General features: G+C 64.8%; 18 protein-coding genes and 1 pseudogene. 4 read left to right on the forward strand and 15 right to left on the reverse strand.

The genetic code is table 11. The features are described 5' to 3' along the window. Positions 1-158: 158 nt before the first annotated feature. Together P7F60_RS26020 and P7F60_RS26025 are read right to left on the reverse strand one after the other, a co-directional pair. Positions 159-1,205 carry a toprim domain-containing protein gene (locus P7F60_RS26020; protein ID WP_094543262.1) on the reverse strand — a complete coding sequence of 349 codons (1,047 nt, stop codon included), beginning with the start codon at positions 1,203-1,205 and terminating at the stop codon, positions 159-161. Continuing rightward, positions 1,205-5,560, reverse strand: coding sequence for a strawberry notch family protein (locus tag P7F60_RS26025; RefSeq protein ID WP_094543264.1), 4,356 nt, complete (start codon positions 5,558-5,560; stop codon positions 1,205-1,207). Before P7F60_RS26025 ends, P7F60_RS26020 begins: the two co-directional genes overlap by 1 nt. A 259-nt stretch (positions 5,561-5,819) precedes the next feature. Between P7F60_RS26025 and P7F60_RS26030 the strand changes: the two genes are divergently transcribed. Continuing rightward, positions 5,820-6,218 (forward strand): hypothetical protein, encoded by a 399-nt coding sequence (locus P7F60_RS26030; RefSeq protein ID WP_143853304.1) that lies wholly within the window; start codon positions 5,820-5,822, stop codon positions 6,216-6,218. Between the two features lie 81 nt (positions 6,219-6,299). On the opposite strand, the gene P7F60_RS26035 is transcribed toward P7F60_RS26030, so the two are convergent. From P7F60_RS26035 to P7F60_RS26090, 12 genes and pseudogenes are all read right to left on the reverse strand, one after another. Next, positions 6,300-6,944, reverse strand: a complete 645-nt coding sequence (locus tag P7F60_RS26035) for an antitoxin of toxin-antitoxin stability system (RefSeq protein WP_094543269.1) — start codon at positions 6,942-6,944, stop codon at positions 6,300-6,302. Then, on the reverse strand, positions 6,937-7,353 hold the full coding sequence (locus P7F60_RS26040; protein ID WP_094543271.1) for a hypothetical protein: 417 nt from the start codon (positions 7,351-7,353) through the stop codon (positions 6,937-6,939). The genes P7F60_RS26035 and P7F60_RS26040 overlap by 8 nt, the downstream gene beginning before the upstream one ends. A gap of 72 nt (positions 7,354-7,425) precedes the next feature. Beyond that, on the reverse strand, positions 7,426-7,620 hold the full coding sequence (locus tag P7F60_RS26045; RefSeq protein ID WP_094543274.1) for a hypothetical protein: 195 nt from the start codon (positions 7,618-7,620) through the stop codon (positions 7,426-7,428). 9 nt (positions 7,621-7,629) lie between these two features. Further along, entirely contained in the window at positions 7,630-8,031 is a 402-nt protein-coding gene (locus tag P7F60_RS26050) for a hypothetical protein (RefSeq protein ID WP_094543276.1), read from the reverse strand. A gap of 68 nt (positions 8,032-8,099) precedes the next feature. Then, entirely contained in the window at positions 8,100-8,807 is a 708-nt protein-coding gene (locus P7F60_RS26055; protein WP_277920577.1) for a hypothetical protein, read from the reverse strand. After that, a complete protein-coding gene (locus tag P7F60_RS26060; protein ID WP_094543282.1) occupies positions 8,804-9,226 on the reverse strand; it encodes an antirestriction protein in 423 nt (140 codons plus the stop codon). Before P7F60_RS26060 ends, P7F60_RS26055 begins: the two co-directional genes overlap by 4 nt. 95 nt (positions 9,227-9,321) lie before the next feature. Continuing rightward, positions 9,322-9,621, reverse strand: a complete 300-nt coding sequence (locus P7F60_RS26065) for a hypothetical protein (protein WP_094543285.1) — start codon at positions 9,619-9,621, stop codon at positions 9,322-9,324. Further along, positions 9,618-9,888: pseudogene (locus P7F60_RS26070) on the reverse strand (DUF6117 family protein). Before P7F60_RS26070 ends, P7F60_RS26065 begins: the two are co-directional and overlap by 4 nt. Positions 9,889-9,985: 97 nt before the next feature. After that, a complete protein-coding gene (locus P7F60_RS26075; RefSeq protein WP_094543287.1) occupies positions 9,986-12,130 on the reverse strand; it encodes a chromosome partitioning protein ParB in 2,145 nt (714 codons plus the stop codon). Between the two features lie 88 nt (positions 12,131-12,218). After that, a complete protein-coding gene (locus tag P7F60_RS26080) occupies positions 12,219-13,010 on the reverse strand; it encodes a hypothetical protein (RefSeq protein ID WP_094543289.1) in 792 nt (263 codons plus the stop codon). Continuing rightward, positions 13,010-13,963: a zincin-like metallopeptidase domain-containing protein gene (locus P7F60_RS26085; protein ID WP_094543291.1), complete on the reverse strand. Its 954-nt coding sequence runs from the start codon at positions 13,961-13,963 to the stop codon at positions 13,010-13,012. The genes P7F60_RS26080 and P7F60_RS26085 overlap by 1 nt, the downstream gene beginning before the upstream one ends. 387 nt (positions 13,964-14,350) lie before the next feature. Then, the gene (locus tag P7F60_RS26090) at positions 14,351-14,920 is read right to left on the reverse strand and encodes a TetR/AcrR family transcriptional regulator (protein ID WP_094543292.1); all 570 of its coding nucleotides are present in this window, start codon (positions 14,918-14,920) and stop codon (positions 14,351-14,353) included. Between the two features lie 60 nt (positions 14,921-14,980). Between P7F60_RS26090 and P7F60_RS26095 the strand changes: the two genes are divergently transcribed. Next, positions 14,981-15,907 carry an alpha/beta fold hydrolase gene (locus P7F60_RS26095; protein WP_094543294.1) on the forward strand — a complete coding sequence of 309 codons (927 nt, stop codon included), beginning with the start codon at positions 14,981-14,983 and terminating at the stop codon, positions 15,905-15,907. 13 nt (positions 15,908-15,920) lie between these two features. Next, complete coding sequence (locus tag P7F60_RS26100) at positions 15,921-16,574, forward strand: glutathione binding-like protein (RefSeq protein WP_179253463.1); 654 nt, start codon at positions 15,921-15,923, stop codon at positions 16,572-16,574. 21 nt (positions 16,575-16,595) lie between these two features. On the opposite strand, the gene P7F60_RS26105 is transcribed toward P7F60_RS26100, so the two are convergent. After that, on the reverse strand, positions 16,596-17,486 hold the full coding sequence (locus P7F60_RS26105) for a LysR family transcriptional regulator (protein ID WP_277920578.1): 891 nt from the start codon (positions 17,484-17,486) through the stop codon (positions 16,596-16,598). A gap of 97 nt (positions 17,487-17,583) precedes the next feature. Here P7F60_RS26105 and P7F60_RS26110 point away from each other — a divergent pair, with 97 nt between their 5' ends. Continuing rightward, a complete protein-coding gene (locus P7F60_RS26110; RefSeq protein WP_203316580.1) occupies positions 17,584-18,333 on the forward strand; it encodes a sulfite exporter TauE/SafE family protein in 750 nt (249 codons plus the stop codon). Positions 18,334-18,493 lie beyond the last annotated feature (160 nt).

Genomic DNA, 18,493 nt, shown 5'->3' on the forward strand with positions numbered 1-18,493 from the left:
CGGGCGCCGCGCCATTGCCCGGCCGGGCCGTTTGTGGGCCGATCGCCCTCTCAGAAGGCCGTGGCTGCGGGCTCTCGGACAGCAAAGGCCGCTTGCGATGATGAACGGAGACCGCAGGTGAAGACGCCTTTACCGCGCCTTATCCCCCGCCGATCGCCTCAGCCGTCCACGAAACGGCGGACGTCGTCAGGATGAATTTGCTCCATCAGTGCCGCCCGGAGGGCGTCGACTCCGCGCCATCGCAGATCCTCGTTGAAGTCCTCAAGCTTCGGCGACAGGGAAATCGCCTCGATCCCGAGGCTCGCTGCTCTGGCAAGCAGGCTGTCGCGTGCGCCATCTCCGGCCGGATCGCGATCGCGGAGGACATAGAGCCTGCGGAGCGTCGGCGGAAACAGGATGGCGGCGAGGTGCGCGGCCGAGAGCGCCGCCATCATGGGCATGTGGGGCATGACCTGACGGGGCGACAGCACGGTCTCGATGCCCTCGCCGGCTGCCAGCACCTCATCCGCGACGCCGAACCGGACGCCGTGCCCGAGAAGGTCTCCCATCGCCCGTCGCGGTGAATCGACGGGCGCCTTGCCCGAACCGTCCGGCGAAAGCCAGGTGCGGTGCGCGCCGGTCTGCCTGCCGTTGAGGTCGGTGACGGACGCGACGATCGCCGGCCAGATCTCGGTGGGCGAATGCTCGTCCGGTTTATAGTAGCACCGACCATGGTAGCGCAGCGCGGTGACGCCGGATAGCGACGTGATCGACCGCCCGTTGAGGTAGATTTCCGCAAGCGTGCCGCCGATCGGCTGCGACATCGCGAAAAGTCGGCGCGAGGCTTCCGGCGATCCCGACGGCGCGGGGCTGGACGTGCTGCCGGTCGGCGTCCCCGTCTTCTCCGGCTCGGGATGAGGGAGCGAGAGGAACCGGCGCGCTTCCTCTGCCACGTCCTTGAAGTCGATGAGGCCGAGCGCCTCGCGGATGACATCGAGGAGATCGCCGTGTTCCCCGGTCGATGCGTCGGTCCATTTGCCGGCTGCGCCCTTGCCGGTTTCAGGCCCGGTCAGGCGCACGAACATCGAGCGTCCGGGGCTGTTGCGCGCATCGCCAACCTGCCAGTACCGCCCGGCGCGTCGGCCGGATGACAAGTATTGGCGGCAAACCGCTTCGGCGTGATGGCCGAGGCGGATAGCCAGTTCGGAGGCGTCTTGACGGGACATCAGGCGGCCTCCCGCTCGCCGATGCGTTCGACCGGAAATCGGTCGAGCACTTTGGCAAGCACGACCGGGCCATTCGCGTCGGTCGGCACGAACATGCGCAGCTTCCACGAGATGATCTCGTGGAACAATCCGTAGGCCGTCAGGCGCTCGCGCATCGTGTCGTCGAAGCCCGACAGCTCGATGCGGTTCGCGCCCATAACGCGGACGCGGCGAAGCTGAAGGCCCTCGGCGAGGTCGAGGATCGTCCGGCCGTCCATCAGCGCCGTGAAGGCGTCGTCTGACGTGATCCTTACCGCGCCGGTCGTGGTGGCGGTCGCCGCCCATTTCGGCGAGACCCTGCGACCGATGATGCGCTCGCCCTCGTCTGTCTGGAGCCGGTAGACGCGCGTCGATTCGTTCGGCAGCCGTTTCCAGATCGGCAAAAGCAGTCCTGTGACCATGTGAAGCGTCGCGTCGGTGAACTCCGGCACCTCGGCGATCTCGGCGCTCCAGGCTGAGGCGAAGGTGTTCCGGTCGGTTTCGACCCAGTGGGTCTCTCCCATGAAGCGCACCGGGATATTGTGGGCCTCGGTCGGGCGGATCAGGCGGACGCGCCGTTCGACCTCGCCATCATCAAGCATGACGCTGCTCGCCGGGATCTGGACGGCGGCTCGGCCGGAGCGCTCGTTGACGAGCAGCTTTGCGCGCGGATCGCCGAGTTCGGCGAGAGCTGCGTCGAGCGTCACCGGCCGGTTGCGCCTGCGCTCGTTGATCGTGAGCAGGCTGGTTTCCGCGCCGGTGCGCGGATACGTGTAGATCGTCTGGCGATCGACGACGACGAAGCTCTCGGCGCGCAGCGTCTCCAGCCCGGCGTCATAGGTTCCCGAGGCGATCGCACCCTCGATCCGGGCGGTCAGGAGCTGCTCGAAGGCGGTGAAGAGGATGCCCTGAAGTTCGATCGTGAGAGCGAGCATGCGATTGAGAAACGTCGTAATCGGCGGCAGCTCGTCCTTAATGCCCGTCGAATCCATCAGCTTTAGGCCGGTGGCCCGCTCGAAGCGGTCGAGCGAGCAACCCTCGACCTTGCCGCGCACCAGCAGAAGGTAGAGCTGGCGCAGTGCATCGCGGGCGTAATGGCTTTCCAGATTGTCCTCGGGGCGGAACAGCCCCTGGCCGCCCGTCTGGCGCTGGCCGCGCGTGATCGCGCCCAGCGTGTCGAGGCGGCGGGCGATGGTCGAGAGGAAGCGCTTCTCGGCCTTCACATTGGTCGAGATCGGCCGGAACAGCGGCGGCTGCGCCTGGTTGGTGCGGTGCGTGCGGCCAAGGCCCTGGATGGCGGCGTCTGCCTTCCAGCCTGCCTCGAGCAGATAGTGGATGCGCAGCCGCGTGTTCTTCGCCGACTTCTCCGCATGGTAGCTGCGCCCGGTGCCGCCGGCGTCGGAGAAGACGAGCACGCGCTTGGCGTCGTCCATGAAGGATTGGGTCTCGGCGAGATTGGCGGCTCCGGCGCGCGTCTCGACGACAAGGCGGTCGACGGCGACGCTGCCGCCGCCCTTGCGCACGATGCGTCGCGACCGGCCCGTCACCTCGGCAACGGTGTCCGTGCCGAAATACTGGACAAGCTGGTCGAGCGCGCCGGGAACCGGCGGCAGGTTGGCGAGCTTGGCGATCAGCGCGTCGCGGCGGGCGACGGCCTCCCGGCTTTCGACCGGCTGGCCGTCGCGATAGACCGGTCGAGACGACAGATTGCCCTCCGAATCCGTGAACGGCTCGTAGAGCTGGACGGGGAAGGAATGGGCGAGATAATCGAGGACGTACTCGCGCGGAGTGATGTCGACGCGGACGTCGTTCCACTCCTCCGTCGGTAGCTCCGCCAACCGCCGTTCCATCAGCGCCTCGCCGGTCGAGACGATCTGGATGACGGCCGAATGTCCCGCCTCCAGATCGGCGGCTATCGAGCGCAGCAGGGTCGGCGTCTTCATTGAAGTCAACAGATGGCCAAAGAAGCGCTGCTTGGCGCTTTCGAAGGCCGAGCGCGCGGCGGACTTCGCCTGCTTGTTCAGCGTGCCCGACCCGCCTTCGCCGCCGCCAGTGATGTTGGCCGCCTGCATCGCCGCATCGAGATTGTTATGGATGACGGCGAAGGCCGCGGCATAGGCGTCGTAGATGCGGATCTGCTCGGCCGTCAGCTCATGCTCGACGAGCTCGTATTCGACGCCGGCGAAGGAAAGCGAGCGGGCGGTGTAGAGGCCGAGGGCGCGCAGATCGCGGGCGAGCACCTCCATCGCCGCGACGCCGCCGGCCTCGATCGCCTCGACGAACTCGGCGCGCGTGGCGAAGGGGAAATCCTCGCCGCCCCATAGCCCGAGCCGCTGCGCATAGGCGAGATTGTGGACGGTGGTCGCGCCGGTGGCGGAGACATAAACGATACGGGCGTTCGGAAGCGCATTCTGGAGGCGCAGGCCGGCGCGGCCTTGCTGCGAGGCGGCGACATCACCGCGTTCTCCCTTACCGCCCGCGGCGTTCTGCATCTGGTGCGCCTCGTCGAAAATCACCACTCCATCGAAGTCGGAGCCCAACCATTCAACGATTTGCTTGACCCGCGAAACCCTCTCTCCGCGGTCGTCGGAGCGCAGCGTGGCGTAGGTTAAAAATAGGACGCCTTCGTTCAGCGCGATCGGCTTGCCCTGCGGGAAACGCGATAGCGGCGTGACCAGAAGGCGCTCCATGCCGAGCGCACTCCAATCGCGCTGCGCGTCCTCGATAAGCTTGTCGGATTTGGAGATCCAGACCGCCTTGCGCCGGCCCTGGAGCCAGTTGTCGAGGATGATCGCGGCCGACTCGCGTCCCTTGCCGACGCCAGTGCCGTCCCCGATCATGAAGCCCTGGCGGAGACGGACAGCGCCTTTTGCGTCCTCGACGGCGGCGGACAGCTTGTCGAAGGTGATGTCGACCGTCCATTTGCCGGCGAGGAAGTCGGCATGTGCTTCGCCGGCATAGATGACGGTTTCGAGCTGCGCGTCCGACAGCAGACCAAGCACGTTCGCCGGCAGGGTCGGGCGATAGCTCGGCTTCGGCGGGGCGACGCTCGCCATCGACGCCGACTGGACGAGCTGGGTGGGATGCGCCGCGGCGCCGGAAATCCGGATGGTCTGTAGGCCGTATTCCTCATAGATCGCGTCGGAGAGGCGTCCGGCCTCGGCGGGCTTCCAGTCAACGGTCTCATAGGCGAGCGGAACGCCCTCCGGCTGAGAATGCGTCACAGCAGGTGCCGCCTTGGCCGCCCGGTTGACGTAGGCGCGCACAGTCCGGGCCGCGACAGGCGCGGCGACCGGCACAGCGATCGCCGGATCGACCGGCAGGCGCGCCGGGAGATGCTCGGCCAGCCATCCAAGAAGCGTGGCAACATCAGGCGCGACCCCGGGCGCGGCCGGGACGGACGGATCGGCAGCCGGAAGCTTGTCGATGACGGTCAGCCGCGTCGGGATGGTCGTGCCATGCTTGGCATAGACCGAGCCGTCGATAGCGGCGGAAAAGACGACGCGGCCGCGTTCCTGCAGACGGGCATAAGCCGAAGACCATGCTGGCGAGTCGGGCGCGAAGTTCGCACCGGTGATCGCCACGAGCCTGCCGCCGGGCGCGAGGCGCGACAGCGCCGAGGCGACATGCCGGAAGGCGGCGTCAGCGATGCGTCCCTCGACATTCGCCAACACCGAGAACGGCGGGTTCATGAGAATGACGGTCGGGAGGAGAGCCCGGTCGAGGTGATCGTCGATCTGGGCCGCGTCGAAGCGCGTGATGGAAAGGGCCGGAAAGAGGAGTGAGAGAAGATCGGCGCGGGTGTCGGCAAGCTCGTTGAGCAGGAGCGAGCCCCCGGCGATCTCGGCCAGGATAGCGAGAAGCCCGGTCCCGGCCGAGGGCTCCAGCACCCGGTCGGCGGGCGTAATCGCCGCGGCGACCGACGCCGCCAGGCCGAGGGGGATCGGCGTCGAGAACTGCTGGAAGCTCTGCGCCTCGTCGGAACGGCGCGTGTGCGTCGGCACCAGCCCGGCGATCTTGGAGAGTTGCGACAGGATCGCTTGCGGAGAGCCGGCTTTGCGGAAAAGCGGCTTTCCGTATTTGCGCAGCATGAGGACGGTCGTGACCTCGCATGCCTCGTAGGCCGTTTTCCAGTCCCACGCGCCGGCGGTGTCGGAAGCGCCGAATGCGGATTCCATCGCGCCGCGCAGCACGGTGGCGTTGATAGGCTGACCGCGTTCCAGGTGAGGCAGAAGAAGCTGCGCGGCCGCGACGATCGCCGATGCCATGCCGGAAGCGACGACGGGCGGAAGCGATGCGGCGACCTCGGCGGCCGCGGTTGCGGATGTAACGTTCATGATGGGGAACCTCGGGAGAGCGGACGGGATCGAGCCGCGCAGCGCTCTCTCTCGACCGCACCGGCTCAAATCCGTCCCGGCCCCTCTCTTCCTCTCACAGCTTCCGCGAAATCGCCGAGAGCAGCCGTTCGCCGCCGGAGGTTTCCGGCCGTCACCTCGTTGAGACGACGGCTTTGATCTACAATCGAGCGGGCTAGATTTGGCGCAGGTTTGCTCGCGCAAATCCCGAAAAAACCGCGATATTGGAAGGATTAAGCTCGTGAGGACATGGCTGCTTCCGCGTGCGCCGAGATTCTACTGGCTCATCATCCTGGCGTTCGCGGCATCGACGATCACGTCCGATTTGCCGGGTTTCGGAGAGGGGCATTGGTCGACCTCGACCGCCTTCCGTGCCTGCACCATCGCGATCGCGGTTGGCCTCGCGGCCCTGTCGGAGATCTGGGACATCGCGCCCGCGGTCATTGTCAAAGCGGAGGCCCGCTACCAGAACCGGCAGGCACGGGAGGTTTACACGATCCCCGTCGTTTTCGACGCTGCGCCGACCGTCGCGCCGGGAATGTCGCGACTGCGCGTGACGCGGACGGATGACAATCTGGCGATCCGGCCGTGGGCGCTGCGCTTCGAATACGCGGTGGACCGGCGTAAGGGTGAGTGGTAGCGCGGCCCCAACGACCCGCCAGGCGAGCCAACGCGACCATGCCAGGAGCGTCCCGGCTTGGAGACGGGACGCTCGACAGCGTCAGCCGAAGCGACGGCCGGCTTCGGTGAAGGTATATTCGTTCGCGATGATGGTCTCCTCGACGGACTCATCCGAGGTCAGGTATTCGTATTCGCGTTCGAGCTGCCGGTAGAGCCAGTCAGCGAGATCGCGCAGCGCCTCGGTCACGATCTCCCCGGCATGGGCGGTCATGCCCTGCCAGGTCGGACTGTCCCGCTCGACAGAGATCGCCATGCAATAGGCGTGATAGTAGTGGCCACGGTGGCTGACATCAGCGCGGAGCTGATAGAAATTCCGTCGCTGGACGGTCTGCAAACCGTCGGCGATGGCATGCAGGCGGTCGTCCTTCGGGGCATGGCCCCGGATGTCGCGCGAGGCGTTCTTCCGGTAGGAATAGAACGCCTCGAAGCAGGCGCCGTCCCCTTGCGACCAGAAGCCGGTGAAGTAGATGCGTGGCTGCTGCCGGGTTCCGCCGCCCATCAGCCGGACGGCGCGCGCCTTCAGGCGAACGCCGAGGATTTCGCAAATCTGCTCGAAATCATCGAAGATGGTAGCGTACCAGTCATAGTCGAAGCCGCCCTCTCGATACCATGCTCGGGCGTTCTCCCTGGCGGCGTCGGATAGCTCAGCAAGTTGATAGACCTTCGTCTCGATCACCTTACTCATCGGGATCGCCTCCGCCGAGGACCCACGCAAGCCACCCATCGGTGTAGGTCCATGCGATCGTCTTGCCAGTGGTGAGGTCGACTACATGCGCGCCGCCGCCGAAGGCGTCGACACGCGGCTGCGAGCAGGAGTTGGCGTACTGGAAGCCCCAGCGGCCTTTCAGGCCAAACTCCGCGGCGCAGATCCTGACGAACTGAAGGAGGCGTTCCGGATCGCCGGTTACGTCGTCGCGCATCCAGAGCTTGCTGCCGCCGTGCTCGGGCTGGATCGACAAGAGGAAACCGTCCGAGGGCGGATCCTCGGATGCGCCGTCTTCGGAAAGCTGATTGTAAAGCGCAAGCGCGCGGGCGGCATTGTCGGGTGTGCCGACGTCCAGCAGGCATGAGAAATGGGTGAAGTGGTCGGCCATGTCGGGCTCCTGAAAACGAGAAAGCCCGGCGCGACGGCCGGGCGATGGTCGATGGATACGGTGGTGTCGTGGTCAGAGGCGGAAGTGCGCCACAGTCCGCTGAGCCTCGGCGTGGTGGCCTAACATCTCGCGATAGAAGCGCTTTCGCGCGTCCCGCTTTTCGGGATCGTTCCAGGCTGAGCGGGACAGCTTGCGCCGCGCCGCCCGGATGACGGCGCGGTCGCTGTCCCAGACCAGAATGTCGAGACGGAGATAGGTGGCGTACACCGCCGCCTCCTAGACTTTGAAGCGTCGGTACAGTTCGTCGATCTCGTGGAGTTCGAGGCCGGCGTGCGCGCCGTTGTTGGTGAGGTCGCCCGTGAACACCGGATCGAGGGGCCCATTGATAAGAGCAAGCTGAAGGGTGGAGAGACCGGCGAGCACGGCGTCGCGCTCGCGGGCCGTCACGGTGATGGTGTGAAACGCTTCGACGGTCTCTCGCGGTTCGAGCAGGCGCACGCCGCTGTGCTCGTCGATTTCGTAATCGTCGAACTCCTGCACGTCGCCGGTGGCGAGCCATTCGCCATCGTAGTGGACACTTTTGGCGAGGCTTCGCGCCTCTTCGGACGTGTCGGCCTCAACGACGGTCTCGTAGTAGACGAAGGCATCGTGGCCTTTGCGGACAACAAATTTCGGCATTGGGATACTCCTCAAATGAATGTGTCCGGCGCGGTGGCCGGGCTGGATCGGAAAACCGGGGTCTGGCGTCACGCCGCCCTCAGCAGCGCGGCCCGCACCGTCTGCCGCCAGTCGGCATGGACAAGCCGGCCCTCAAGGATGCTGGCGCGGAAGCGCAGGTCCTGGGCGGAAGCGGCATTGTCCCGGCGCGCCTCGGACGACGCTTCCCCACGCAGCTTGCTGGCCTTCGCGACGACGAGGCGCGTTTCGCCATCCGAAGCGACGGGATCGCACCAACGAACGCTGCGATGCGAAGGCTCGCCAGCGAGAACCTGGCATTGTTCTCCGTCGATAACGACGAACAGTCGAGGCTTGAACGTCATGGCGTCGCCTTCGCCGGTCTCGAAGCGATCGCGGCGGGAGAGGCGTTCGACGCAGGCGATCGCGTCGTCGAGGGAACTGCACTGGCAGAGATCGACCGTGCTGATTAGGGTGCAGGAATCGAGATCCGGATCGTTCCCGGCATAGCGGGCCTCACCGAGGCAGGTTATTCGCAGCGGAAGCTTTCGGGCGGCGGTGAGCGCCGCGACTGCGGGAAAGGTTCTCGCGCCGAGGTTGGCAATGCTGAAGCTGTTCATCGTGAAGTCTCCGTGACAGGCGGCGGAAGCCTCTCTCCCGCCCATCATCCCGTCACGGTCAAACCGACACCCCTCTCCCTCTATCGCTCTCGAATGGCGGCCGTGGCCGGCATGAAAAAAGCGCCCCGCCAGGAAGACGGGACGCTCGATGTCCTTCAATCGATTGCCTGATAGATCGCCGATGCTTCGGGATGTCCGTCCAGATAGTCATGGAGGCGATGATAGCCTTCGGCGAGATGATCGGATTCGTATTGGATGGAGAGGTGCGACAGGACGAACAGGGTCGCGATGATGCCCGCGGCCTCCGCGGAGACCTCGCCACGGAACTCGGTGATCCCGCTTTCGATCCGCATGCGCTTGCGGGACGTAGGCGCGAGGAACAGAGGCCGGCCCCGGAGCTCGAAAAAATCCCAGAAACCGCCGCCATAGTCATAAGGACTGAGCCGCTCCATGAAATGATAGACGGCGTTTTCCGCGATTATGAGGTGCCGGAGACCGAACAATGTCGGCAGGAAGTTTTCGCGACGATCATACGGTACAAGGGTCGCAAAGTGGCGTGCGCTGGTCTGGAGCGTCATGGCCTGGTTCTCCTGAGAGAGGATGGAGACAGGTCCGGTGAGCGCTCTCTCTTCGCCGGTCCGAAACCAGCCAGGCCCGTCCGCTCTCTTCCTCTTCATATGCGCCAGAGCCCCTGCGCGATTTCGCGCGCGAGCATGGCGTGAGCATTGGTCATCACGTCGCTGCCGCTGGTTTCGGGGTGATCGAAGAACCGCGCGGCTGGGCCGTTCTCGATCCAGTCGGCGTAGTAGCACCAGGACCGATCCTGAAGCCGGAAAGCTGCCATATCAGCAGCCCAATGCGGCTTCGGCTCGACGACGACGGTGACGCCATTGCGGGTTTCGGGCCACGGCAGCGAGCGCTGCGAGGGAGGGCAGCGCAGGTCCGCAGCCAGTATCTCTTCGACGGTAATCATGTCGCAGTCCCCCCGTCCGGCGTTGAGATGAAGCCGTTCGGATCGTCGGGATCGGGCGGAAGGTAAGCATCAAAGGGGTTGCCATCGGCGAGATGGCCGAACGGCGTCATGACGATATGGCCGCCCTCTGCGCGGCCCACGGCGCAGAGGACGTAGCGACGCTCACGGGGTGACGGCGTCCAGGCACTCCGTGAGCGCCAGATTGCCGTCGCCGGCGGCGCACAGCAGCGTGTTGAAGTTTGTGCGGACTGGATCGGGAATGGCCACGATGGTCTCCTGAAACGAAAATGGCCCGGCGAGAGGCCGGGCCGTGAAGTGGGAAGAATGAAATGCGAGGCGACCGAAGCCGCCTCGACGTTCGGTGTCATTCGGCGGCGACGAGAACCACCGGATCGTTGGACGCATCCGCCTTGTCATCGCCGGCAAGGAACTCCGGCAGCGCCACATCATCTTCCTGGGCTACTGCCTGCATGTCGGCGGCCGGCTCCTCGACAAAGAGGCGAAGCGGTTCCGGCAGCCAGCCGGTGTCGGCCAGGAGGCGTTCGGCCTGACGCGCCATCTCATCCTTCTTCATGTGGTCGATGAGACGCGCTGTTTCTTCGCCCAGCGCCTCATGCACGGCTTCGTGGATGCGGGACTTGGTCACGCGGCCGAGGTAGTTCGTGACGGTAGGACGGAAGCCGGCCTCCGCCATGTCGAGACCCGTGACGCGGGCAAGGCGGTCGGCCTCGGCCATACGGGTGCGAAGGTCGTATTCAGAAATGCCGGTGGCACTGTGCGGATTCGGCCGCTCGTAGAGCGCGTTGATGCCGTAGGACACGCAATGAGCGAGAAGAGCCAGCCGGCTATCGAGATCGAGGGCGTCGAGCCAATCCCAGAGAGCGTCATCATCGGCCGGAATACCTGCCTTCCAGCCGGCGTGCCGTTCTGCCACCGACTTCGCATAGGGGCTGTTCTTGAGATCGATGCCCTGTTCGCGGAAGTAGACTTCCTGAACCTCGACCTGAACGGTCGCGCCTCTCGGAGACCGCTTGAAGCGGTCGCGTACGAGACGATGCAGCAGCGCCGTCATGGCGATATGCGGATTGGCGGCCACGGCGTCGCTCAACGCAACGGTGCGGTGTGCCGTCAGCTCGGCGACGAGCTTCTCGGGAAGAGGCCTGATCATGTCCTCTTCCTCGTCGAACTCGACCGGCTGACCGCCGACGGTGATCACGGCGTGCTGGACATCGGACGTGGTCACGCCGTCGGCATCCCCGTCGCCCTCGATCTCCGGCGTTTCGCCCTCGACGGACGCGGTCGGCTCGTCCTCGGGACGGACCCAGCCGCGATCGACAACGAGCTCGCCATCCTCATCGACAGTGACGAAGACGCCGGCGATGGCAATCTCGGCGGGGTCGTAGATAACCCGGCGACGCTCGAAGGCCTCGATCTGCTTTTCAAGCTCCGCAAGACGATAGTCGATTTCGCGCGGCAGTTCGTCGACCGCATGATATTTGTCTTCGAGGTCGGCGTGTTCGTCGCGCAGCGCCAGGAAGGCCGCATTTTCTTCCTCGGTCAAATCATCGATTTCGCCCGGGATGGGTCGCAGCCCATACTGATGGCCGTATGGAAGATAGAGGTCCGCCGAGACCCACTTCCAGCCTTCGGCGGCCACCGCCGCAGCGACCCCTTTAAGCTTTTCGGCGACGAGGCGATCGAGAAGCGGCACATCGTCGAGCCAGCCGTCTTCCTCATCGTCGAAGAGGTAACGCGGCAGAACCGGCCCGCCGGCCGCCACATAGGTGTCGAGGCCGATGAAGAGCACCCGCTTGTCGGATGCGGGAACGCTGGTCTCGGTCAGCATGTTGCGAATGCGCCAGGGCTCGCGATGGTGGGATTGCCGGACGGCGTCCCAGACCTGTTCCTGCCGTGCGTGATCCGGGTGCGCGGTGAACGACTCGAGCATCGCCAGCGTCATGCTGTTCTCTGTATAGACGGCATGGAGCGTGGGCGAGACCTTCGCCAGTGCAAGGCGCTGATCCACATAGCGCTCCGTGGTGAAATAAGCACTCGCGACCTCGGCGTTGGTCATGCCGCCGTCGACCATCCGCTTGAATGCCTTGAACTGGTCGAGCGGATGAAGCGCGAGCCGGAACGTGTTCTCGGCGAGCGAGTCGTCGATGGCCGATGTCTTGGCGTTGGCTTTCTTGACGATGCAGGGAACCAGACCATCGGCGGGGAAGCGGCCCCTCTCCACCAGCCGGGCGATGACGCGGAAACGGCGGCCGCCGGCCGGCGTCTCGAAATCTCCGGTCTCGTTGCCGTCGGCATCGAGGATGGCGCGGACGTTGATGCCCTGGATCAGATCTTCGCGTCGTTCGACGTCATAGGCGAGATCGTCGAGACCGGCTTCGACATCGGTTTCGCGCACATTGTCGTGGGACAAACGGATGCGGTTGAAGGGAATGTCGCGCGCTCGCGAGAACTCGATCAGTTCGAGGGCAGGCTTCTTCTTGGCTCGGGCCATGGTGGCTACTCCGTGACGGGCGCCGAGAGCCTCTCTCTCAGCCCTAAACCCGTCATAAATCCCCATCCCCCCTCTTCCTCTCCGGCGGCTAAGGCGGGCTCGGTGTGAGGTGGCCGCCCCCCTCCGTGGCCTGGATCCTGCGCGCTGCACGACGGATGACGACAAGGCGCGTATCGGCGGCCTGTGCGATCCGCTTTATTGTTGACAGCTCCGCATCCGAGCACTCCCCCATCACCTCGATCTCGACGAAGTGGCCGCCCCTGTCGTTGGAGACGCTTGGGCGGTGGCTGTAGGAGACGTAGAAGCTTTCGTGGCGCTCAATCGGTCGGACACGCGACCGCAAGAAAATGATGCCTGAGCCGAGATTCCCGCAGAACAGCAGCTCGTCGGCCGGTGTGGTCTTCGGCCCGTCGCCTTTCTGTCTGCGGCCGATCTGGCGGAAGGCCTGGTCGAACGTCGCCGGGTCGCGCGTGATCCGCGCCTCGCGGTCCTCATGGAATTTCCATGGTGGCCGCCAGGGGTTTAGCTTCCCGACCGCGATTTGATGGAGGAAATCGGCGAAGCTCGCCGGATCGGCCGGATACGGGCAGGCCCGCCAGATCTCGCGCACCCGCGCGCGCAGCGTGTCCGGAAGCGCGAAGAGCCGAGCGCGGCCCTTGCGCCACCAGGCAGCGCGCTGACGGCGGCGCTCGCGTTCGGCCTCGTCCCACCAGACAGCTCGACGGGCCATTTCCTCGTCGACGGAGAGCTGACCGGCGGCGATCTCTTCGGCGAAAAGCGGCAGCGCCTCGCGTTGGAGGCGCTGCTTGCGGAGAAATGCCGCGCGTTTACGCGACGTGTCTCCATAGGGTGCGGACCGATGCCAGCGACGAAAACGCATCACGCCGCCCTTCTGTCGATTGCGCCGGCGGCGGGAGCATCGGTCTCGGGAAGGAAGGACAAGATCCAGTCGGCCGCTCTGCTGGCCTGCGAGGCGGCGCGGACGATGGCGCGATTGTCCTCGCGTAGCACCTCCAGCCACGATCCGATATAATCGGCGTGTCGTACGGTCGGGACGATGCCGAGCGAGGCGCAGCAGAAGGCGGAGCTCATCTCGGCCACGAGCTCCTCGAACGCATACTTCCTGGTTCCAAAGGAACCGGAGAGATCGCGGTTCAGCCGGCTGTGGTGGCCGCTGGCGTGGCCGATCTCGTGGAGCGCGGTCCTGTGCCAGTTGATCGGCTCGAAATAGGCTTGCGGCGGTGGCACGGCCACGTAGTCGAGCGTAGGCATGTAGAAGGCCCGATCGCCACCAATGCGGAAGTCAATGGCGGTCGCCTTGATGAGAGCCTCGACCGTCGGTTCGATGAGGCCGGGCGGCGGGAGCGGCGCGGCAACGGTGATGTCGTCGGGCAGGCCCTCGCACTGGGCCGTGTTGAACACGGTGAACCGCTTGAGAAAAGGTATGGCCTGGGCTTCCTCGCCGCTTTCGCGCGCCCGCCGCTTCTCGTCCTCGGGGATGAAGCGGTCGGCATAGACGACGGTGGTGCCGTGCTCGCCCTTGCGGACATTTCCGCCAAGCGCGGCCGCCTGACGGTATGTGAGCCAGCCCTGACCGGGAAAGCCATGCTGTACGACTGCGCCCCAGAGGATGAGAATGTTGATGCCGCTATAGGCGCGGCCGGTGCTGGCGTTGTTCGGAAGCCCAAGCGGGGCTTTGGCCTCGGCCTTGCCCCAGGGCTGCACCCACGGGAAGCGCCCGGCCTCGAGGTCGGCGATGATCTTGTCGGTGATTTCGTCGTAAAGGTTCGTCCGGTCGGAGCCGGTGCGAGGGGTGCGGTCATGTCTGGACATCGCGGTTCTCCGCGACGGGCGCCGGGAGCCTCTCTCCCAGCCCTCAACCCGTCACGGCTAACCCAGTCCGCACTCTGACTCTCGGGGGGCGTTGCGGGGTCTCCCCGCAGAAGGGGGTGTGCCGGCGACTTCGGCGCCGGCCAGGGGGAAGACTTTCCCCCAAAGTTCTATCGGATCGTAAACCCGGGAAAACGCAAAGCCGACTATCAGTAATTACGCCCTTCAGGCGAGGTATCCGAAAACGGTTACTCAAGCCGAAACCGCATCCGCCAACCCGTCTATGAGCAGATCAAAAGCGATGCGCAGGTCCTCCTGCCGTAGCTTCTCGACCAAATCGCCGCAAGTCGGCAGGCCAATCTCGACGGACCTGCGACTCGTTCATTCGCATCAGCCGCGGACCAATTGCGCAGCCGCTTCGCCGGCGCTGTCCATATAGCTGGTGTCCCGGTGCAGAAGCACGACGGCGAATGCGCCATCGAGAAGAAGAACGATCTGCCGCGCGAGACGGCGCGCTTCGTCGGGGGCCCGGATTTCCTCCAGCACGACGCAGAGCCAGTCCTCGACCCGCTTCTTGTGCGCGCGGCCCGCGAGGATCGCCGGATGTCCCGGCAGGTGGATGAGCTCGACCGAAGTGCGCAGGAACCCGCACCCCTTCCACTTGGGATGCCGCGCAGACGCCGCCAGATTGCGGAAAATGCCTTGCACCTTGTCCGCCGTGTTGCCCTCGGTCTCGGCGAACCAGTGCTGGAACAACGCAAGGTTCGGCTGGTCGCGCGTTTCGAGATAGGCGGCGATCAGGTCGTCCTTGCTGCGGAAGTGATAATAGAGCGTTCGCTTCGTGAGCCCGACCTTTTCGGCGACCGCGTCGACGCTCACGGCGCGGATGCCTTCCGCGTGGAACAGCTTCCCGGCTGCCTCAATGATGCGCTCGCGTGTCGGTCTCAGTGATCTAGCCATGCCCGAATGTATACCGACTAGTGAATATACTCAACCGGCCTACACGTTTATCCTTCCGGCATGCGTAACCCGTCTTCAAACACCACTCTTATTGAAGGACAGCCGGTCGAGCTTTCCTCACCAGACGGTGTTCTGCTTGCCGGCCATCTCTGGCGGGTCCGGCAAGCGGACCCTATGGGGACCGTCATTATCAATCCTGCAACCGGGGTGCTCGCGCGCTATTACCATCGCTATGCCCGTTTCCTCGTGGAGCACGGATTCGACGTGCTGACCTATGATTATCGCGGCATCGGGCTGTCGCGGCCCGTCCGTCTGCATGGCTGCGGCTATCGCTGGCGTGACTGGGGCGAGCTGGATTTTGAAGCCGCCATCAGGTTCATAGAGCAGCAGGGTCGTCATGACAGAGTGCTGGTGGTCGGGCACAGCGTCGGCGGCTTCCTGCCGGGACTCGCTGCGAGTGCTCGCCGCATCGAGCGCATGCTGACCGTTGGCGCCCAATATGCCTGGTGGGGCGACTACGCCTTGCATCGGCGGCTCCACCTGTTTCTCAAATGGCATGTCGCGATGCCCGCGCTGACACTTGCCTTTGGCTATTTTCCCGGCCGCCGGCTGGGTTGGCTGGAAGACCTGCCGGCTGGCGTCGCTCTTGAATGGAGTTTTCGCCGGCCGCGTTTCGAGCATAGCCATCCGCGCGCGGTGAGGCGGGGCGCGCTCGACCGCATGGCTGCCGTCACGGCGCCGATCCTGGCAGTGGCCATGTCCGACGACGAGCTTGGGACGCCGGCCGCCATTCGCCGGACGTTGAAATACTACACCGGCAGCGCCGAGCGAATCGCGGTGCTGCTACGGCCGTCGGACTTTGGCCGCGACACGGTCGGACATTTCGGCCTGTTCCACGACAGCCATGCCTCCGGCTTCTGGCTGGAGACGCTTCTGTGGCTTCGCGACGGCCGAAATCCATGGCGCGGCCACGTCATCGATCCTTGAACGGGAGGTTTTCATGCACCGTCTCTTTTACTCGCCCGGCGCCTGCTCGCTCGCTATCCACATCGTGCTGGAGGAGATTGGCGAGCCTTACGAGGCCGAGGTCCGCTCAGCCAAAAACGGCGAAGGCACGACGACGGCGGACTATCTGGCGCTCAACCCGAAAGGCCGCGTGCCGGCGCTGACAGGCGTTCCCGGTGGCGCTGGAGGCGCACCGGACCTTTTAACCGAAGCCGTCGCCATCCTGTTGTTTCTTGCTCGAAGCCATCCCGAGGCGAAACTGCTGCCTGCCGATCCGGCCGGTGAAGCCCGATGCCTGGAATGGCTGAGCTGGATCTCGATCGATCTACACGGCATCGGCTATGGCCAGCTCTGGCGTCCGCACCGGTTCGTGGCCGATCCGGCGCTCCATGAGGCAGTGAAGAGCAAGGGGATGGAGAACATCCTCACCGCCTACGATCATATCGACCATATCCTGTCCGATGGCCGCGAATGGGCAGTGCCCAGCCAATACACGGTCGTCGATGCCTATCTGGTCGTGTTCTGGCTTTGGGGCCGGCGGATCGGTCTTGAGATGGACACGAGCTGGCCGAACTGGGCACAGCTGATGAACAAGGTGCTGGAACGTCTGGCGGTGAAGCAGGCGCTCGAGCTGGAGGGCCTGGCTTGAGATGATGTCCATCACGGCCCATCAGGCGTGCGTTGCCGATGTCAGATGCTCGAACAGACTGCGCGCGGGCGCGGTCAGCTCCGCTTCGCTGCGAACACAAACGGACAGTTCGCGCGTCGCCCAGCCGTCCTGAAGCCGAGCCATTGCAATACGTGCGGATCGCCTCAAGCGCCGCGCTGCCGTTTCCGGTACGATGCCGACGCCGACGCCCTCGCTGGCCATTCGGCAGATACCTTCGAAATTGCGAAGCGCTACGCGCAACTTCAACTTCGTCCCAAGCTGGCCAGCCTGCATCTCTAGGTGCTGTTGCAAAGCTCCGTCCGCCAAGGCGATGAAAGGATGATCGAGCAGATCGGCGAAGCGAAGCTGGGGCTTTTTCGCAAGATCATGGTCCAGCGCGAAGACGGCTACCAGCCGGTCGATGGCGAAGGGGTGCGATATGAGGTCGGCGATCTCGGCGGCGCTGGACAGGATACCGATTTCGGCAAAGCCCGCGGCAACGCTGCGCGCGATCTCAGAGCTTTGCCTTTCTTTCAGTTCGATGTCGATCTGTGGATGGGCTGCCATCCAGGGCGCGAGCCGTGCGGGCAGAAATTCCGTAACCGCCGCCGTATTGGCGAAGATGCGGACGCTTGCGCGCATTCGCTTGGCGTAGCGGGATATCTCACCGCGCATCTGCGCCATCTGATGCAGGATCGTGCGCGCATGGTGGGCGAGCGCCTCGCCGGCTTCGGTCGGACTGACGCCCCGCCGGCCGCGCTGGAGCAGCAGGACCTCGCCTGCGGCCTCCATGTCGCGCAACCGCTCGCTGGCAGCCGGCAGCGACATCCCTGCATCGGCCGCGCCATGGGTGATGCTACCGGCATCGACGACGGCCAGGAAAAGGCGCAGATCAATCAGGTCGAAACGCATGCTGAACGTATAGTCGCATTTTTGCCTTCGGCATAGCCGAAGTCACGCATCGGTCTTTCCGCATTGCGCGAAGACGTCCGCTCGACAGTCATGGGCAATGTTTGATCTTTCCACACCGTTACTGGCCGCAGTCGTTGCGACCTTCTTCGCGGCCGGCCTCGTCAAGGGCGTCACCGGCATGGGGTTGCCTACCGTGGCGATGGGCGTGCTTGGTGCCCTTGTCTCGCCGCTAGCGGCCGCAAGCCTGCTGATCGTGCCGTCCTTTGTCACCAATGTCTGGCAGCTCCTGGCCGGCCCGAACTTCGTCCCGCTCCTGCGGCGGCTCTGGCCGATGATGCTGGCTGTCGTCGCGGGAACCGTGCTCGGATCGACATGGATCGCCGGCGGCGACACAAAGCTTACGACAGCGTTTCTCGGCATCGCGCTCGTCGTCTATGCGGCCTATACACTGTTCGCGCGCCAGATCAGAGTTCCGCGCCGTACCGAGCCGTGGCTGTCACCGCTGATCGGCGCTATCACAGGAGCCGTGACGGGGGGAACCGGCGTTTTCGTCATCCCGGCAGTTCCTTATCTCCAGGCGCTTGGTCTGTCGAAGGACGACCTCGTGCAGGCTCTCGGCCTCTCGTTTACCGTGTCGACGATCGCGCTCGCCATCGGACTTGGCGCGCATGGGGCATTCCAGGCCGATCGTCTCTCGCTATCGGCGCTCGCAGTCTTGCCAGCGCTGGCGGGCATGTGGGCGGGGCAGCGCGTTCGCAACCGGATCAGCCCGCTCGCCTTTCGCCGCGGCTTCCTGATTTGCCTGCTGCTGCTCGGCTGCGAAATGGCCACGCGGTCTCTGCTATGATTTGAGAAGTCTCGTGGGCACGCAAATCCACCAATGTGAGAGGCCGATTGTTTACTCTAACTTCGGCGAACCGGAACGTGGTCGGCACTCGATCTTCTGCTAAAAGCTCATAGAGCAGAGCACAAATAGCTGTTAGATCAAGTTACATTGGATTCCGGCG

It is taken from the genome of Rhizobium sp. YJ-22, from assembly GCF_029601685.1.
Taxonomy (GTDB): domain Bacteria; phylum Pseudomonadota; class Alphaproteobacteria; order Rhizobiales; family Rhizobiaceae; genus Metarhizobium.

What these genes read in the sequence shown, in the direction of transcription:
- P7F60_RS26085 (WP_094543291.1), bottom strand. Translation starts at nt 13,963, where the DNA reads ATGTCCAGACATGACCGCACCCCTCGCACCGGCTCCGACCGGACGAAC.
- P7F60_RS26100 (WP_179253463.1), top strand. Translation starts at nt 15,921, where the DNA reads ATGCACCGTCTCTTTTACTCGCCCGGCGCCTGCTCGCTCGCTATCCAC.
- P7F60_RS26105 (WP_277920578.1), bottom strand. Translation starts at nt 17,486, where the DNA reads ATGCGTTTCGACCTGATTGATCTGCGCCTTTTCCTGGCCGTCGTCGAT.
- P7F60_RS26090 (WP_094543292.1), bottom strand. Translation starts at nt 14,920, where the DNA reads ATGGCTAGATCACTGAGACCGACACGCGAGCGCATCATTGAGGCAGCC.
- P7F60_RS26110 (WP_203316580.1), top strand. Translation starts at nt 17,584, where the DNA reads ATGTTTGATCTTTCCACACCGTTACTGGCCGCAGTCGTTGCGACCTTC.
- P7F60_RS26075 (WP_094543287.1), bottom strand. Translation starts at nt 12,130, where the DNA reads ATGGCCCGAGCCAAGAAGAAGCCTGCCCTCGAACTGATCGAGTTCTCG.
- P7F60_RS26020 (WP_094543262.1), bottom strand. Translation starts at nt 1,205, where the DNA reads ATGTCCCGTCAAGACGCCTCCGAACTGGCTATCCGCCTCGGCCATCAC.
- P7F60_RS26035 (WP_094543269.1), bottom strand. Translation starts at nt 6,944, where the DNA reads ATGAGTAAGGTGATCGAGACGAAGGTCTATCAACTTGCTGAGCTATCC.
- P7F60_RS26060 (WP_094543282.1), bottom strand. Translation starts at nt 9,226, where the DNA reads ATGACGCTCCAGACCAGCGCACGCCACTTTGCGACCCTTGTACCGTAT.
- P7F60_RS26050 (WP_094543276.1), bottom strand. Translation starts at nt 8,031, where the DNA reads ATGCCGAAATTTGTTGTCCGCAAAGGCCACGATGCCTTCGTCTACTAC.
- P7F60_RS26080 (WP_094543289.1), bottom strand. Translation starts at nt 13,010, where the DNA reads ATGCGTTTTCGTCGCTGGCATCGGTCCGCACCCTATGGAGACACGTCG.
- P7F60_RS26065 (WP_094543285.1), bottom strand. Translation starts at nt 9,621, where the DNA reads ATGATTACCGTCGAAGAGATACTGGCTGCGGACCTGCGCTGCCCTCCC.
- P7F60_RS26095 (WP_094543294.1), top strand. Translation starts at nt 14,981, where the DNA reads ATGCGTAACCCGTCTTCAAACACCACTCTTATTGAAGGACAGCCGGTC.
- P7F60_RS26040 (WP_094543271.1), bottom strand. Translation starts at nt 7,353, where the DNA reads ATGGCCGACCACTTCACCCATTTCTCATGCCTGCTGGACGTCGGCACA.
- P7F60_RS26025 (WP_094543264.1), bottom strand. Translation starts at nt 5,560, where the DNA reads ATGAACGTTACATCCGCAACCGCGGCCGCCGAGGTCGCCGCATCGCTT.